16 protein-coding genes are annotated in these 15,824 nt (G+C 72.8%); 10 read left to right on the top strand and 6 right to left on the bottom strand.

The features are described 5' to 3' along the window. Positions 1-210: 210 nt before the first annotated feature. The gene (locus ACFY2L_RS18055) at positions 211-2,124 is read left to right on the top strand and encodes an AMP-dependent synthetase/ligase (RefSeq protein ID WP_390822758.1); all 1,914 of its coding nucleotides are present in this window, start codon (positions 211-213) and stop codon (positions 2,122-2,124) included. A gap of 29 nt (positions 2,125-2,153) precedes the next feature. On the opposite strand, the gene ACFY2L_RS18050 is transcribed toward ACFY2L_RS18055, so the two are convergent. Then, the gene (locus ACFY2L_RS18050; protein ID WP_390822757.1) at positions 2,154-3,833 is read right to left on the bottom strand and encodes a PE-PGRS family protein; all 1,680 of its coding nucleotides are present in this window, start codon (positions 3,831-3,833) and stop codon (positions 2,154-2,156) included. 291 nt (positions 3,834-4,124) lie between these two features. On the opposite strand from ACFY2L_RS18050, the gene ACFY2L_RS18045 reads away from it, so the two are divergent. Continuing rightward, positions 4,125-4,616 (top strand): peptidylprolyl isomerase, encoded by a 492-nt coding sequence (locus tag ACFY2L_RS18045; protein ID WP_390658010.1) that lies wholly within the window; start codon positions 4,125-4,127, stop codon positions 4,614-4,616. Between the two features lie 130 nt (positions 4,617-4,746). Here ACFY2L_RS18045 and ACFY2L_RS18040 read toward each other — a convergent pair whose 3' ends face one another. The 3 genes from ACFY2L_RS18040 to ACFY2L_RS18030 are packed head-to-tail and all read right to left on the bottom strand — an operon-like array spanning position 4,747 to position 6,453. Then, on the bottom strand, positions 4,747-5,391 hold the full coding sequence (locus ACFY2L_RS18040) for a class I SAM-dependent DNA methyltransferase (protein ID WP_390658011.1): 645 nt from the start codon (positions 5,389-5,391) through the stop codon (positions 4,747-4,749). 43 nt (positions 5,392-5,434) lie between these two features. Continuing rightward, positions 5,435-5,749, bottom strand: a complete 315-nt coding sequence (locus ACFY2L_RS18035) for an AzlD domain-containing protein (RefSeq protein WP_390658012.1) — start codon at positions 5,747-5,749, stop codon at positions 5,435-5,437. Further along, positions 5,746-6,453: an AzlC family ABC transporter permease gene (locus ACFY2L_RS18030; RefSeq protein WP_390658013.1), complete on the bottom strand. Its 708-nt coding sequence runs from the start codon at positions 6,451-6,453 to the stop codon at positions 5,746-5,748. Before ACFY2L_RS18030 ends, ACFY2L_RS18035 begins: the two co-directional genes overlap by 4 nt. 68 nt (positions 6,454-6,521) lie before the next feature. Between ACFY2L_RS18030 and ACFY2L_RS18025 the strand changes: the two genes are divergently transcribed. Beyond that, positions 6,522-7,094: a helix-turn-helix domain-containing protein gene (locus ACFY2L_RS18025; RefSeq protein ID WP_390822756.1), complete on the top strand. Its 573-nt coding sequence runs from the start codon at positions 6,522-6,524 to the stop codon at positions 7,092-7,094. Positions 7,095-7,226: 132 nt separating this feature from the next. Here ACFY2L_RS18025 and ACFY2L_RS18020 read toward each other — a convergent pair whose 3' ends face one another. Continuing rightward, positions 7,227-7,430: a cold-shock protein gene (locus tag ACFY2L_RS18020; protein ID WP_004984723.1), complete on the bottom strand. Its 204-nt coding sequence runs from the start codon at positions 7,428-7,430 to the stop codon at positions 7,227-7,229. Between the two features lie 285 nt (positions 7,431-7,715). On the opposite strand from ACFY2L_RS18020, the gene ACFY2L_RS18015 reads away from it, so the two are divergent. The 6 genes from ACFY2L_RS18015 (at position 7,716) to ACFY2L_RS17990 (ending at position 14,054) form a co-directional block, all read left to right on the top strand. Further along, positions 7,716-8,564, top strand: a complete 849-nt coding sequence (locus ACFY2L_RS18015; RefSeq protein WP_390658015.1) for a menaquinone biosynthetic enzyme MqnA/MqnD family protein — start codon at positions 7,716-7,718, stop codon at positions 8,562-8,564. A 428-nt stretch (positions 8,565-8,992) separates the two neighbouring features. Continuing rightward, positions 8,993-10,672 (top strand): serine/threonine-protein kinase, encoded by a 1,680-nt coding sequence (locus ACFY2L_RS18010; RefSeq protein WP_390822755.1) that lies wholly within the window; start codon positions 8,993-8,995, stop codon positions 10,670-10,672. Between the two features lie 11 nt (positions 10,673-10,683). Further along, the gene (locus tag ACFY2L_RS18005; RefSeq protein WP_390658017.1) at positions 10,684-11,229 is read left to right on the top strand and encodes a hypothetical protein; all 546 of its coding nucleotides are present in this window, start codon (positions 10,684-10,686) and stop codon (positions 11,227-11,229) included. 78 nt (positions 11,230-11,307) lie between these two features. After that, on the top strand, positions 11,308-12,168 hold the full coding sequence (locus ACFY2L_RS18000) for a prepilin peptidase (RefSeq protein ID WP_390822754.1): 861 nt from the start codon (positions 11,308-11,310) through the stop codon (positions 12,166-12,168). Between the two features lie 73 nt (positions 12,169-12,241). Then, a complete protein-coding gene (mqnC, locus tag ACFY2L_RS17995) occupies positions 12,242-13,441 on the top strand; it encodes a cyclic dehypoxanthinyl futalosine synthase (RefSeq protein ID WP_390658019.1) in 1,200 nt (399 codons plus the stop codon). A gap of 7 nt (positions 13,442-13,448) precedes the next feature. Continuing rightward, entirely contained in the window at positions 13,449-14,054 is a 606-nt protein-coding gene (locus ACFY2L_RS17990; protein WP_390658021.1) for a hypothetical protein, read from the top strand. A 28-nt stretch (positions 14,055-14,082) separates the two neighbouring features. Here ACFY2L_RS17990 and ACFY2L_RS17985 read toward each other — a convergent pair whose 3' ends face one another. Beyond that, positions 14,083-15,120 carry a chitinase gene (locus ACFY2L_RS17985; protein ID WP_390658022.1) on the bottom strand — a complete coding sequence of 346 codons (1,038 nt, stop codon included), beginning with the start codon at positions 15,118-15,120 and terminating at the stop codon, positions 14,083-14,085. Positions 15,121-15,525: 405 nt separating this feature from the next. Between ACFY2L_RS17985 and ACFY2L_RS17980 the strand changes: the two genes are divergently transcribed. Further along, a complete protein-coding gene (locus tag ACFY2L_RS17980; protein ID WP_390658023.1) occupies positions 15,526-15,819 on the top strand; it encodes a hypothetical protein in 294 nt (97 codons plus the stop codon). Positions 15,820-15,824: the final 5 nt, after the last annotated feature.

The raw sequence follows: 15,824 nt of genomic DNA, 5'->3' as shown, positions 1-15,824 counted from the left end.
CGGCCCTCACATCATCCACGAGGTTGCACAGCCCCGACCCCGGATCATCCCCGAACGCGCACAAGCCCCCCACGCCAACGCCGTACGATCCCCTACCTAACCGGTGGTAACCCCTTTCTTCAGGGCCATCCCGGTGAACGCCTCCACCGTCGAGGCACGTACGTCATGCAGCAAGCAGTTCTGTCGCGCTGCACGCCCAGGGAGCCGCCCGTGTCCACGCCCCACCCCACCTCCGCCGACTTCGACGACACTCCCCCCGCCCTTGTGGAACCGGAGACCCGGCGGCTGGACGGCGTCGTACGGGAGGCGTCCGTACCGGCGTTCGCCCAGCCGGTCACCCACGGCTCGCTCGCCGACCTGCCCTACGACAACGCCTCCGCCGCGCCCCGGGCGGTGGCCCTCAGCCGCAAGGAACCGGACGGCACCTGGACGGACATCACGGCGGAACGCTTCGCCGCCCAGGTGCACGCCGTGGCCAAGGGGCTGATCGCGGAGGGGCTGATGCCGGGCGACCGGATCGCCATCATGGCCCGCACGACGTACGAGTGGACCCTGCTGGACTTCGCCGCCTGGGCGGCCGGCCTGGTCACCGTCCCCGTCTACCCCACCTCCTCCGTCTTCCAGACCCGCTGGATCCTCCAGGACTCCGGCGCCGTCGCCCTCGTCACCGAGTCGGTGGCCCAGGCCGCCGCCCTCGGCCCCGAACTGGACCGGCTGCCCGACCTGCGGCACCTGTGGGTGATGGAGAAGAGCCATGTGGAACGGCTCGCGGAGGCGGGCGGGCATGTGCCCGACGGGGAAGTGGCCGTCCGCCGCGGGGTGCTGGGGCCCGACACCCTCGCCACCCTCATCTACACCTCCGGCACCACCGGCCGCCCCAAGGGCTGTGCGCTCACCCACGGCAACTTCTTCGCCGAGGTCGACAACGCGATCGAACTCCTCTACCCCGTCTTCAAGTCGAAGGACGAGGAGCTCTCCGTCCTCCTCTTCCTGCCCATGTCCCACGTCTTCGGCCGGATGGTGGCCATCGCCTGCCTCCGCGCCCGGGTCCGCCTCGGGCACGCGCCCAGCCTGAAGGCCGAGGACCTGCTCCCGGACCTGGCCGCCTTCAGACCCACCTGCCTGCTGGCCATCCCCTACATGCTGGAGAAGATCTTCAACACGGCCCGCGCGAAGGCCGAGGCAGGCGGCCGCCTGTCGACCTTCGACCGGGCCGTGTCCGTGGCCCGCCGCTACGGCGACGGCATCGAGGCGCAGAAGACCGGCACCGGCTCCGGCCCCGGCGCCACCCTGCGCGCCGCCCGCACCTTCTACGACCCGCTCGTCTACCGCCGGCTCCGCAACGCGATGGGCGGCCGCGTCCGCCACGCCATCTGCGGCGGCTCCCCGCTGGGCCGCCGCCTGTCCTCCTTCTACCTCGGCGCGGGCATCGAGATCTACGAGGGCTACGGCCTGACCGAGACCACGGGAGCCTCCACGGTGACGCCCCCGCTCAGACCCCGCCTGGGCACGGTGGGCTGGCCGCTCCCCGGCACGAAGATCCGCATAGCCGCCGACGGCGAGATCCTGATCGCCGGCGACCATGTGCTGCGCGGCTACTGGGACCCGGCGGCGGGCGGAGTCGTCCCCGCCGCCCCCGACGGCTGGCTGCCGACCGGCGACATCGGCGAACTCGACGACGAGGGCTACCTCACGATCACCGGCCGCAAGAAGGAACTGATCATCACGGCGGGCGGCAAGAGCGTCGCCCCCGCACCCCTGGAGAACTGGCTGCGCTCCCACCCCCTGATCTCCCAGGCGATGGTCCTCGGCGACGGCCGCCCCTACGTCTCCGCCCTCCTCACCCTCGACCCCGACGGCCTCACCCACTGGCGCACCATGAACGGCAAACACCCCGTCCCGGCGGAGCTGCTGATCGGCGACGAGGAGCTGAACGCCGTACTCCAGCGCGCGGTCGACGAAGCCAACAAGCTGGTGTCGAGACCGGAGTCCATCCGGCGCTTCGCGGTCCTGCCGTCCGACTTCACCGAGACGGAAGGCCACCTGACACCGTCGATGAAACTCCGCAGAGAGGCCATCCTGCGCGACTTCGCGGCCCAGGTGGAGGAGCTCTACACCCGCTGACCCGCTCAGCCCGCCCGCCGCCACGGGGTTCACTTCCGCGGTCCGACCAACTCCCCGTACAGCTTGCGCTTTTCTGCTGTGTTCTTCGCTGATTCCAGTTCGGCCAGCCAGTCGTGCCGGAGCTGTTCGAGGAAGGTGTGCCAGTTCTCGCCGCCCGTCCTTCCCAGGTCCACCAGGCGCTGGTTGGCCTTCATCTTGCCGGTGCCGATCTTGTCCTGCTTGTGGCCGTGCAGGACGGACTCGGGATTGGCGGTCGCCTCCGTGGAGCGGATGCCGTGGTGGTAGCCGACAGGGCTGGCCGCGTGGGGGGCGATCGTCTCGATGCCGACCAGGAGAGAGCCGTCCTTGTCCGCCGTCGGGGCGGCGAAGACCAGGAGCATGTGGCCGTAGGAGCCGTTGGGGAGGACCACGTCGCCGTTCCAGTCCCTCGTTCCGAAGCCGCCGCCCGCGAGGTCGGCCGCCAGCATCAGCGGGGTCGCCACGCCGGGGAGGAACGTCGAGGCCATGTTCGTCAGCGACGCCCCGACGCCGCCCTTCTCCTCGAAACGGCCGGGCTCACCGTCCCTGTTCCTGCCGATGGAGGAGCGGTGGGTGGCGAAACCCCGGTGCACCGCCTGTTCGTGGGGGACGCCGTTCCGGGTCGCGCCGAGGAAGTCGAGCAGCTGGTGCGGGCTCTCCCCGTCGCGCAGGGCCGGTACGCGGATGTTGACGCGGCCGCCGTGCGCCAGCGCCCGGACGACGTCGCCCTCCCGGTAGTCGACGTGGCCGTCCTTCCGGGCGTACTGCAGACCGTGGCGCAGCACCAGCAGGACGTTGGTGAGGATGGTCCGCGCGAAGGCGTCCTTCGCCTTCATGTCCTCCGTCGCGTGGTCGGCGGCCGACTCGTGCCGCTGGTCGTCGCGCACCCCCTCCGGGAACAGCGTGTCGACGGCCGTCTCCCGGATCTGCTCGTCCCGTTCGGCCTCCAGCGCCAGCCGTTCGGGATGGTCGGGCGGCAGCCCCTGGGCCCGCATGAACCGGCCCAGGGTGTACGCCGGATTGTTCGGGACCGGGTCGCCCCGGCCCGGCCGCTGCGTCTGGAAGGCGATCGTCGCGGCGAGGACGCGCCGCCCCGGGCTGAGCCGCAGCCAGTCGGAGTAGTCGGCGTGCTCCTGCGAGCCCTTCGTGCCGGCGGCGATCCGCTCGCCCTCCGCCCTGGTGCCGATGCCCACACTGTTCAGCCAGGCCGGACGCCGCTCCGACAGGACCTCGATGTCCCGGAGTTCCTCCGGCCGGAAGATCTCCCCGAGGACCAGCCGCCGCTCCAGCACCCACCGCAACCGGTGCTTGTCCGGCAGCCAGTCCTCGGGCCACTTCTTGTGCGGCTCCCAGAAGTTGAACTTCCGCTTCTTCTGGATCGCGTGCTCTTCGAGCGACGCCGACAGCCGGACGATCACCGCGTCGGGATCGGTGGACACCCGCAGGGCCGCCTCGTCGGCGGGAGGCGTGCGCGCGCCCGCCGGAGCGCCCGCCTCCGTCTCCTCCCGCAGCATCCGCTGGACCGTCGCCGTCACGGCCCGGTTCCCGGCCGCGCGCTGGAGGGCCAGCAGGCCGGCCGGACCGTCCCCGTCCCTTCCGGCTCCCGCGGTGCCGCGCGCCACCGGCACGGTCCGCGCCGGAACCCCCGGCCGCCGCTGCTCGCCGTCGCCGTGCTGCCGCTGTGCGTGCATCCCACGAGGCTGTCCGCCACCCCGCCCCCGCCTGAAGAGCCGCGGGGACACCCGCCGGGGCAGAGCCGTTGCCCCGGCGTTCACCCACCGTTCTCGCGACGACCGGCCCGCACGAGCCCGACACCGCCGACCCGGGAGGACCGCCGGGAGGACTGCCGGGAGGACTGCCGGGAGGACTGCCGGGAGGAGGCCCGGCACAGTGCCCCCGCCCAGGGCTGGTCACGCCCCCCTGCGCGCGTACCGGCCGTGCCGATTACCGGAACCCGGCCGAAGCGAGGAATCATGGGGCCCATGAGCGAGAACGTTTACTTCGACATCACCATCAACGACGAGCCCGCGGGGCGCATCGTCTTCAAGCTGTTCGACGACGTCGTGCCCAAGACCGCCCGCAACTTCCGTGAGCTGGCCACCGGCGCGCACGGCTTCGGCTACAAGGGCTCCTCCTTCCACCGCGTCATCCCGGACTTCATGCTCCAGGGCGGCGACTTCACCCGGGGCGACGGCACCGGCGGCAAGAGCATCTACGGCGAGAAGTTCGAGGACGAGAACTTCCAGCTCAAGCACACCAAGCCGGGTCTGCTGAGCATGGCCAACGCCGGCCGGAACACCAACGGCTCCCAGTTCTTCATCACCACCATCGTGACCTCCTGGCTGGACGGCAAGCACGTGGTGTTCGGCGAGGTCGTCGAGGGCATGGACGTCGTCAAGACGATCGAGGGCCTCGGCAGCCAGTCCGGCCGCACCTCGGCCAAGGTCACCATCGCGGACAGCGGCACCGTCTGAGACGGCTGAGCCGTCCGGACGGCAGCGCGGCGGGCGGACGGCCCCTCCCGGGCCCCGCCGCCGCGCAGCCACCCCGCCGACACGGCTCGCGGTCAGCGCACGCAGCGCATCCGGCAACGGTCAGCTGCGGTCAGCGCTTCCGCATGATCAGGAACGCGTGCGGGGTCGACTCGCCGAGCGCGGGTTCCGCCTCCCGCACGGTGCGGGACAGCGGGGTGAAGCCGGCCGCCGTCAGCAGTTCGGTCATCCGCTCCGGGCGGCGGCGTTCGAAGTCGAGGGTGACCCGGTGGCCCCAGGGGCGGTCCAGCCGGCGGGGCTCGTCACCGACCTGGAAGCCCAGGAGGAGAGGGCCGCCGGGGGCCAGCACGCGGTGGAACTCCGCGAAGAGCGCCGGCAGCTCGTCCACAGGGGTGTGGATGGAGGAGTACCAGGAGACGACCCCCGACAGACCGCCGTCGGGAGAGCCGAGCTCCAGCATCGAGCCCTGCTCGAAGCGGATCCCCGGGTTCTCCCGCCGCGCGATCGCCAGGAACGACTCCGACAGGTCGAGGCCGGACATCTCCAGCCCGAGCGAGGCGAGGAACCCCGTGACCCGGCCGGGCCCGCACCCGAGGTCGGCCACCCGGCCCCCGGCGCCGACCAACTCGGCGTACGCGGTGAGGACCGCCCGCTCCAGCGGCTTCGCCGCGAGCTCGTCACGGTAGCGCTCGGCGTAGTCCTCGGCGATGGCGTCGTAGAAGGTGCGGGTGGCGGCGAGGACGTCGGAGGTGGTCATGGGCGCGGACCCTGACCGCCCCCACTGACACCCGGGGCCGTCGCTACGCCACGCCCACCGCCCGCAGCACCCCCGCCGTGGCCGCCGCCCCCAGCACCACCACCGCGAAGGGCGCCCGCCTCCACGCCAGTACCGCCCCCACCAGCACCCCGGCCGGACGCGCCCACCCGGCGAAGCCCCCGCCCTCGGTCAGCGCACCGGTGGCCAGCAGGGAGACGAGCAGGACGACCGCGCCCGCCGAGAGCAGCTCCTGGACACGGGCGGGGAGTTCGACCCGTCCGTGCAGCGCCGGGCCGACCAGCCGGAAGGCGTACGTGCCCACCGCCAGCGTCAGGATCAGCACGACCGTGGCACTCATCGGGCGGCCTCCGTACGGCCGTGCAGCAGGAGCCCGGCGAGGGCGAGCAGGACCGGGACCCCGGCCGGTGCGAACGGGGTGGCCGCCAGGGCGAGGAGCGCGCCGAGGGCGGCGGGACGGCGCAGCCGCGCGTCCTTGCGGAGGGCGGGCAGCACCAGGGCGACGAGTACGGCGGGGAAGGCGGCGTCGAGGCCGTACGCGGCCGGGTCGCCGAGGGCGGTTCCGGCGAGCGCGCCGGTGACCACACCCGCGTTCCACACGGCGAACAGGCCGAGGCCGAAGACCCAGAAGGCGGTACGACGGCGTGCCGGATCCGGCTGGGCCAGGGCGAAGGCGACCGTTTCGTCGGTCACCAGATGGGCGCCCAGCAGCCGGGCCGCGCGGCCGGGGCCGAGGAGGCCGGCGACCGCGAGGCTGAACGCGGCCGTACGGGTGTTGAGGAGCAGGCCGGTGGCCGCCGCGGCGAGCGGTCCGCCGCCGGCCAGCAGCACGCCGACGGCGCTGAACTGGGACGAGCCCGCGTAGACCGTCAGGGACATCACCACCGGCACCCAGACGGGCAGTCCGCCGGCCACGGAGATCGCGCCGAAGGAGACGCCGATCACCCCGCTTGCCACCCAGACGAGTGAGCTGTCGCGGACAAGTGGCCCAAGGGTGCCCGCCGGGGCAGGCGCCGGACGAGGTGTTCGGTGAAGCGAACGCATGTTTTCTACAATGAACAGAACGGCCCTTGTTCGTCAAGGCGAACGAACGTACCGATGGAGCGAACGACATGTCCGACGCCGCGCCCCCGCCCTCCCGTCTGCCCCTGGACTGGATCGCCGCCTCCCTGCGGCGTGAGCGCACCCGCGCCGGGCTGTCCCTCTCCGAGCTGGCCAAGCGGGCCGGCATCGCGAAGTCCACGCTCTCCCAGCTGGAGGCGGCGAGCGGCAATCCGAGCATGGAGACGATCTGGGCGCTGGGCGTGGCCCTGGGGGTGCCGTTCAGCGCGCTGGTCGAACCGCCGGTGCCCGCCGTGCGGGTGATCCGGGCGGGGGAGGGGCCCACCGTCGCCTCGGAGCAGGCGCCGTACGTGGCGACGCTGCTGTCGGCCAGTCCGCCGGGCGCCCGCCGGGACATCTACCACCTGCGGGCCGAGCCGGGCGCCGCCCGCGTGTCGGAGCCGCACATCCCGGGCACGGTCGAGCATCTGATCGTGAGCACGGGGCGGGTGAAGGCGGGGCCCGTGGGGGAGCCGGTCGAGCTGGAGCCGGGGGACTACCTGACCTACCGGGGCGACGTGCCGCACGCGTACGAGGCGCTGGAGGCCGGCACGAGCTTCGTGCTGGTGATGCAGCACGTCTGAGACGACGGCAATTCACGGAGAATTCACCGGGAAAGCGGGGGCCGGGTCCGGGGAAAGGCAGGAGCCCCGTGCCGGGACGGCGCGGGGCTCCTTGGGTACTGCTTTCAGACTGCGATCACAGGGGGGAGACCGTCACACGGGGGTGACGTTCTCCGCCTGCGGACCCTTCGGGCCCTGCGTCACATCGAAGGAGACCTGCTGGTTCTCCTCGAGGGAACGGAAACCCGTGGCGTTGATCGCGGAGTAGTGGACGAAGACGTCGGGGCCGCCGCCTTCCTGGGCGATGAAGCCAAAGCCCTTTTCGGCGTTGAACCACTTCACGGTTCCGGTAGCCATAAGCCCTCCTTGGGCCCAAAGGGTTGCCCTGCTCCAGAACCTGCAAGTGTGAAAGCAGTGCCGCACAATGCATACGTCTGAAAATGTCAAGAGCCCGCGGTTACATGCTCCGCAGGCTCTGTACTGCAAGGGAAACCAAACTGCAACTTGCGGCGAGCCTAGCACGCGGGCAGCCGAAAGCAATAGAGGTCAAGATCACGTCACCCGGATGTTTGAACATCCGGTGAAGGGGTTGACCCGGGGGTCGGAGTTCGAAGCGTACTCCACCGGGTCTAGTCTCGCGATGTGGACAATTCTCGCACCCGGCCGCGCGTCGGCCACATCCAGTTCCTGAACTGCCTGCCCCTGTACTGGGGGCTCGCGAGAACGGGCACGCTCCTCGACTTCGAGCTCACCAAGGACACCCCGGAGAAGCTCAGCGAGCAGCTGGTGCGGGGAGACCTCGACATCGGGCCCGTCACCCTGGTCGAGTTCCTCAGGAACGCCGACGACCTGGTGGCCTTCCCCGACATCGCGGTCGGCTGCGACGGCCCGGTCATGTCCTGCGTGATCGTCTCGAAGGTCCCGCTGGAGGAGCTGGACGGCGCCCGCGTCGCCCTCGGGTCCACCTCGCGCACCTCCGTACGCCTGGCCCAGCTGCTGCTGGCGGACCGTTTCGGCGTGCGGCCCGACTACTACACCTGCCCGCCCGACCTCAGCCTGATGATGCAGGAGGCGGAGGCGGCCGTGCTCATCGGCGACGCGGCGCTGCGGGCCAACCTGCTCGACGGACCGCGCTTCGGGCTTCAGGTGCACGACCTGGGCGCGCTCTGGAAGGAGTGGACCGGGCTGCCGTTCGTCTTCGCGGTCTGGGCGGCCCGCCGGGACTACCTGGAACGGCAGCCGGTCATCACCCGTGAGGTCCACCAGGCCTTCCTCGCCTCCCGCAACCTCTCCCTGGAGGAGGTCGCCAAGGTCGCCGAGCAGGCGGCCCGCTGGGAGGCGTTCGACGAGCGGGTGCTGGAGCGGTACTTCACCACCCTCGACTTCCGCTTCGGGGCACCTCAGCTCAGCGCGGTCGCGGAGTTCGCCCGCCGGGTCGGCCCGACGACCGGCTTCCCGGCCGACGTACGGGTGGAGCTCCTCCAGCCCTGAGCCACCCTCTCGGCCGGCCGGCCGGCGTCCGGCCCGCCCGGGGCCTTCCGGGGGCCTGCCCGCGGGCTTCTTCCCGGGGCGGCCCGCCGCGAAGGCGGCCCGCCGCGGAGGCGGCGCCCGCCGCGCGGCCCCGGCACGCATGCAGGGAGCACGCTCCCTCCCCCCCCCGCTGGGCTCCGCCCGCGCGGGAGGGCCCTCACGATGCGGCACGGCCGCCCCGCGGGGAGGGGTCCCACGACGCCGCGCGGCCGCCCCGCGCACGACGACGCCCCCTGCGCAACAGGCCCTGGACGTCCTCGCGTCCGCTCCGTCCACCCCGGCGGCGCCCGTTCGCCGGGATCGGTGCCAGCATTGCCTCGGGGGTCGTCGGAGTGCGGCGACGCTTCGCTCGTACGATCCCGTGCGGACGCGGGGGAGAGGGGAACGTCATGCAGCCGCTCGGAGCCGACGAACCCGGTGCCGTCGGGCCCTACCGGCTGCTCGGCCGGCTCGGCGCCGGCGGGATGGGCCGGGTCTACCTGGGCCGCAGTGCCGGAGGCCGCACGGTCGCCGTGAAGATCGTGCACCCGCACCTCGCGCTCGACGAGGAGTTCCGCGCCCGCTTCCGGCGCGAGGTCGAGGCCGCGCGCCGGGTCGGCGGGGCGTGGACCGCGCCGGTGCTGGACGCCGACTGCGAGGCCACGGTGCCCTGGGTGGCGACGGCGTACGCGGCCGGCCCGTCGCTCGCCGCGGCCGTCGCCTCCGCCGAGGGGCCGCTGCCCGAGCACACCGTGCGCGTGCTGGGGGCGGGGCTCGCGGAGGCCCTGGCGGCCGTGCACGAACTGGGCCTGGTGCACCGGGACGTGAAGCCCTCCAACGTGCTGCTCACGGTCGACGGCCCGCTGCTCATCGACTTCGGCATCGCCCGCGCCACGGACGGCACGGCCTCGCTCACCTCGACCGGTGTCTCCGTCGGCTCGCCCGGCTACATGGCCCCCGAGCAGATCCTCGGCAAGGGCGTGTCCGGCGCGGCCGACGTCTTCTCCCTCGGCGCGGTGCTGGCCTACGCGGCGACCGGACGGCCGCCCTTCCCCGGCGACTCGTCGGCCGCGCTGCTCTACAAGGTCGTGCACGAGGAGCCGGCGCTCGGCGCGTTGGGCACGGGAGAGCTGCGCGAGGTCGTCGAGGCCTGCCTGGCCAAGGACCCGTCGGCCCGGCCGGCCCCCGGCGAGGTGGCCCGGCGGCTCGCTCCGGAAGGGGCGGCGCGGCTGGTGGCGGGCGGCTGGCTGCCGGGCGCGCTGGTGGAACAGGTCGGGCGCAGCGCCGTACAGCTGCTGAACCTGGAGGCGGCGGGGGCCGGGGCGGAGGCCGTCGCGTCCGGCCCCGTCGGGTTCAGCAGCGCGTCGGTGGGGACGGGAGAGCCGTCGTCCGTGGGGGAGTTCGGGCCGCCGCCGGTGATGGACGCGGGCCCGGCGGCCCTGGCGGGCGTGCCCGCGCCGCGGGACGCCGTGCCGGACGCCACGGGCGCCGGACGTCCCGGGAAGATGGCCGTCACCGTGTCGGCCGCCGCCACGCGGGGGGAGGGCGGCCGCGGGCGGCGGCTGAGCTGCACCGTCGCGCTGGCGGTCGCGGGCGCGCTGGCCGCGGTGACGGTCGGGTCGGTCTTCGTGTTCGACCTCCTGCCGGGCGGCGGCGACGAGAACTCCGGCACCGCGAGCGGCGCCCGCCCCCCGACACCGACGGCCGCGTCGAGCGCCGTCGACGGCGACGCGTCCACCGCGCTCCCGGCGCGCTACGTCGGCACCTGGGAGGGCGAGGGCAGCGGCCTCGGCGGCACCCTCCCCATGGGCACCTTCCGGGTGACCCTCGAACAGGCCGCCGTGGGCGAGGCGCTGGGCGAACTGCGGCAGACCGATGTGCTCGGCGGGGTCTGTGTCGATGTGCTGACGCTGAAGAAGGTGACGGAGAAGGAGGTCGTCGCCGACTCGAAGGGCGCTCCCGGCAACCACGCCGGCTGCAACCCGCAGCCCCACACGATCCGGTTCACCCCGACCGGCGACGATCTGACGTACACCTCGGACAGCAGCGCGGAGGGGAACCCGACGGCGCGCCTGTCCAAGGTGCGGTAGGCGGGCGGCCGATGGGCGGCGGGGAACCCTTCACGGCACGGGACGGCCTGCGGATCGCGGCGGCCGTCCTCTTCGGCGCGGCGGTCCTCGCCGGCGTCGTGCTCGCGCTCGGAACGCTGAAACGCCTCGCACGGGCCGCCGCGCCCGCGCTGACGGACCTGCCCGGCGGCGGCTGGACGGCCGGCGCCGTCCTCGGGCTGCTGTCGGTGGCCGGGTGGGCCGGGGGCGGGTGGTGCGCCGCGCCGGACCGGTCCCGCGGCCGCCGGGCGTACGCGGTCGCCGGATCGGTCTGCCGGGCGCTGTCCTTCGGACCGGCGCTCCTCGTCCTCGGCGCGCTGCCCGGCCGCGGCTGCTCGTCGGGTTCCGCGCTCTGCGCGTACATCCCGGGCACGGGCGGCCTGTTCGTGATGTACGCGGTGACGGTCGGGGTGGCCGCCCGGCTCCGGTACCGGAGGCGCCGCGCGCGGACGGAGGCCCGCCGGGCCGAGCGGCAGGCCCGGCTGAGGAGGCTGCGCAAGAAGGGCAGGGGGAAGAGCCGTGCGGCCCGGACGCGGTAGGCCGGAGCCGGGAACGGGCCGCGGACGGCGGGCGGGTGGGCCGGTGGGCGGGCCTCCTGTCTCCTACCATCTCCGGTGATGAGCACACCGCCCAGTGACCTCACGCTGTCCGCCCTCGCCGCCGTGTGGGGCGTGCTGGCCGGGGCGCTGCTGCCCAGGGCCGCCTACCGGTTCTCCGTGCCCGCGGAGGAGGCCGACCGCGGCTGGCGGGACGCCTGTCCGGCCGGGCACCCGGTGCGCGGGTGGCTCGGGTGGGGGCGGTGCGGGCCGTGCGCCGGTGTCCCCGGTGCGGCGGCCGCCGGTCACCTGCCCGGGCCCGGAGCGGTGTCGTGCGCCGACCCCCTCCCCCCGCCCGTGGCCGCAGGCCCGCTCTCCCCGGCGCCGGCCACCTCGTCGTACTCCCCCGGCGCACTCCTCCTTCCCGTCGTCACCGCCCTCCTCTGCGCCGCCCTCGCCGCCGCCACCGGGCCCCGGCCCGAGCTGGCCGTCTGGCTGCTGCTGGCGCCCCTCGGAGTGCTGCTGGCCGTCGTCGACCTGCGCGTGCAGCGGCTGCCCGACCCGCTCACCCTTCCCCTCGCGGCCGCCGCCCTCGCTCTCCTCGGCCCGGTCGCGCTGCTGCCCGAGCACGCCGGGAGCTGGACGACGGCCCTGCTGGGTTCGCTCGTCCTCGGCGGCGGCCATCTGGTCCTGCACCTGGTCAACCCGGCCGGCCTCGCCTTCGGCGACGTGAAGCTGGCCCTCGGCACGGGCGCGGTCCTCGGCTGGTACGGCTGGCCCACCGTCATGCTGGGCACCCTGACCGCGTTCCTGCTCGGCGCGCTGTACGGCGGCGCACTGGTCGTCATGGGACGGGCCGGGCGCCGGACGGCGATCGCGTTCGGGCCGTTCATGCTCACGGGAGCCTTCACCGGGCTGCTGATCGGCGCGTACGCGGCCTGAGGTGAGCCCCGGGAAAACGCTGGCGTAGGCTGGCTTGGTCCGTCCACAACCCTTGACGAAAGGGACGCTCCCGGTGACCGAGAAGGCCGACCTTCAGTCCGTCCTCGACCGCGCCGCCGCCGGTGGGCGGATCACTCCGGAGGAGGCGCTCGACCTCTACCGCGACGCGCCCCTGCACGCGCTGGGCGCCGCCGCCGACGCCGTACGCCGCCGCAAGTACGCCGGCACCGAGCACATCGCGACGTACATCATCGAGCGGAACATCAACTACACGAACGTGTGCGTCACGGCGTGCAAGTTCTGCGCCTTCTACGCGGCCCCCAAGGACAAGGACAAGGGCTGGACCCGCGACCTGGACGACATCCTGCGCCGCTGCGCCGAGACCGTCGAACTGGGCGGCACCCAGATCATGTTCCAGGGCGGGCACCACCCGGACTACGGCGTCGAGTACTACGAGAAGCACTTCTCCGCCATCAAGGAGGCGTTCCCGCAGCTGGTGATCCACTCGCTGGGCGCGTCCGAGGTCGAGCACATGGCGCGGATCTCCGGCGTCTCCGTCGAGGAGGCCATCACCCGGATCCACGCGGCCGGCCTGGACTCCTTCGCCGGCGCGGGCGCCGAACTGCTCCCCGCCCGCCCGCGCAAGGCCATCGCGCCCCTCAAGGAGTCCGGTGAGCGCTGGCTGGAGATCATGGAGACCGCGCACCGGCTGGGCGTCGAGTCGACGTCGACCATGCTCATGGGCACCGGCGAGACCAACGCCGAGCGCATCGAGCACCTGCGGATGATCCGTGACGTACAGGACCGGACGGGCGGCTTCCGCGCCTTCATCCCGTACACCTACCAGCCCGAGAACAACCACCTGAAGGGCCGTACGCAGGCCACGCTCTTCGAGTACCTGCGGATGATCGCCATCGCGCGGCTCTTCATGGACAACATCCAGCACATCCAGGGCTCCTGGCTCACCACGGGCAAGGAGGTCGGCCAACTCTCCCTGCACTACGGCGCGGACGACCTCGGCTCGATCATGCTGGAGGAGAACGTCGTCTCCTCGGCCGGCGCCAGGCACCGCTCCAACCGGCTGGAGATCATCGACCTGATCCGCAAGGCGGGCCGTGTCCCCGCCCAGCGCTCGACCACGTACGAGCACCTCGTCGTCCACGACGACCCGGCGAACGACCCCGTCGACGAGCGGGTCATGTCCCACATCTCCTCCACCGCGATCGAGGGCGGCACCGCCCACCCCGAGCTGAAGCTGCTCGCTTCCAACTAGGGCCGCCTTGCTGACGATTCACGCCGACTCCCGTGGGCGGGCGCTCGTCGTCGACGGCGCCTGGATCGCCGCGGCGGGCCCGCTGGAGGAACTGGCCGCCGAACGGCCGCGGGCGCGGGTGCGCCGGTGGCCCGGCATCCTCACCCCCGGGCTGATCAACCTGCACGGCACCGAGCTGCTTCAGGAGGCGTACCACCCCGATCCGCGCGAGGCGGCGGAGCTCGGCACCGCACCGCTGACCGGGGAGGCGCTCGCCGCCCTCGCCATGGACGACGCCCGCTGGGGTGCCAGCGCCCGGCGCGGGGTGCAGCGCATGCTGGCCCACGGCACGGTCGCCGCCGCCTGCGAGGAACTGCGCAACCGGGCCGTGCGGGACGCCGTGCACCGCTCCGGCCTGGGGGTCGTGGGCCGGATCGGGCGCCCCGCCGGGGTGCCCTCGCTGGACCCGTACGCCTCCGGCCTGCCGGTGGAGTTCGCGTCCCCGAGGGAGCACGGCTCCGCCGCCCGGTTCGCCGTGTTCGACGTCGCGGACGAGGCGGACCTCCCGGCGGCGGGCGCGTCCAGCTGTGTGGCCACGGTGGTCGAGGGCAGGCTGGTGTACCGGCGGCGCTGAGCAGCGCCGTACCGGCGGCGCCCAGGCCCTAACCCGAGAACGCCTCCGCGAACTCCCCCGAACTCTGTTCCACCCCACTGCAGTTGGTGAGCGGGTCGTCCGTGTCCGTCCCGTCCTCGCACTGCTGGTCCCGGAACGTCGCCCACATCGACACCCACGCCACGCCCTTCTCCTCGGCGAACGCCCGCACCTGCGCCGCGTCGGCGAGGCCGAACGTCTCGTCGTCGACGTCGTTCGTCCCGATCATCGAGGTGAGCGCCATCGCCCCCCACGCGGTCGCGTCCGTCGTGCCGAACACCTCCTTCAACTGGGCCTGCGCGGCCTTCGCCGAGGTGATCGCGTACGCGCCCATGTCGCCGGTGTACGACTCGCCGTAGTTCATCGTCATCAGGTTGACCGTGGAGACCTGGACGTCGAACTTGTTCGCGGACGCCAGCAGGGCGAGGCCGTCCTCGTCCAGGCCGGACGGCATCACCGGGAGGGTGAAGGAGACCTCCAGGCCGGGCCGTTCCTCCTGGAGCAGCCCGATCGCCTCCGAGCGCAGGGCGACCGAGTCCGCGTCGGTCAGCTCGTCGCCCTCGATGTCGAAGTCGGCCTGGGTGGAGCCCGCCGCGTCGAGGGCCTCGCCGTACGCCTCCGCCAGCGCCGACGCGCTGTCACAGGTCGACGCCAGCTCCTTGCCGGAGGCTCCGCCGAAGGAGACGCGGACCGTGGCTCCCGACTCCGTCAGCGCCGAGATGCGCGACGTCACCGCCGAGTCGCCGACGGCCTCCGTCCCGTTCCACTCCGGCGTGCAGCCGCTGCCGTCGGAGATGACGAACGCCAGGTTGTACGCCGCCGGCGAGCCCGCGGAATCGTTGTCGGAGGCCTCCGTCGCGCTGACGTATGGCGCGTAGGAGGTGCCGGCGGACGCCGCCTGTGAGGCCGTCGCGGAGGGGGACGCCGAGCCCGGCCGGGGCGACTCGGGTGCTGCGGCCGTACTGCCGTCGGACCCTGCGGAGCACCCCGCCGTGGCCAGGGCAAACAGGCAACTGAGCCCGGCCATCGGCTTCAGGAAACTCCTCATCGCACATGCACCCGCTCTCGTGATTTCTGTCTCAGGGAAAATCTGAGTACGTATTCCAAGTGAAAATGTCTCACACGGCGACGTACAAATTTCGAACAGTGAACGCACAGGGCAGCCACGGACACGCCACGGCAAAAACGGACAATCACCCCTTCAATGGGGGCATTCAACCCTGGCCCGCGGGGCACGACCCGCGCAGGCTTTCCCGGACACTCTCAGGAAAGAGACAGGTTAAGAGCTTTCTCATGGGTCTCTCACATGAATTCCCGGGTTTCTGACACATAAAGACTCCCTAATATCCGGGGAATGCATTCCGAGTCTTCCGAGTCTGCCGTCGATCGCCGTGACGCCGTTCGCGGTCGCCGTCGCAAACGTGGCAGCAACGCCGCCGACGGGCCCGTGTTCGTGGACAACTCCGGACGCAGGTCCAAGCTGCTGCGCCGGGTCGGCATCCTCCTCGGCGTGGGCTGCCTCGCCTACGCGGCCGTTCTCGGCGCCGCCTTCATGGGCTGGGGCACGTCCCTCACGCCGTCCTCGCTGCTGCCGTTCGGCGGTGACGGCCAGAACGGTCAGGGACCCGGGGGCGGCATCCGCCCGAACGGGGGCATCGGCTACGAGGTCGGCGCGCCCGGCGGCACGGCCCCCTCGTCGCTGCCGACGGGCACCGCCTCCCCGTCCGCCTCCGCCTCCGCCAACTGACGGGA

It is taken from the genome of Streptomyces sp. NPDC001381, from assembly GCF_042895685.1.
Lineage (GTDB): Bacteria > Actinomycetota > Actinomycetes > Streptomycetales > Streptomycetaceae > Streptomyces.
This window is presented reverse-complemented; position numbering and strand designations above follow the sequence as displayed.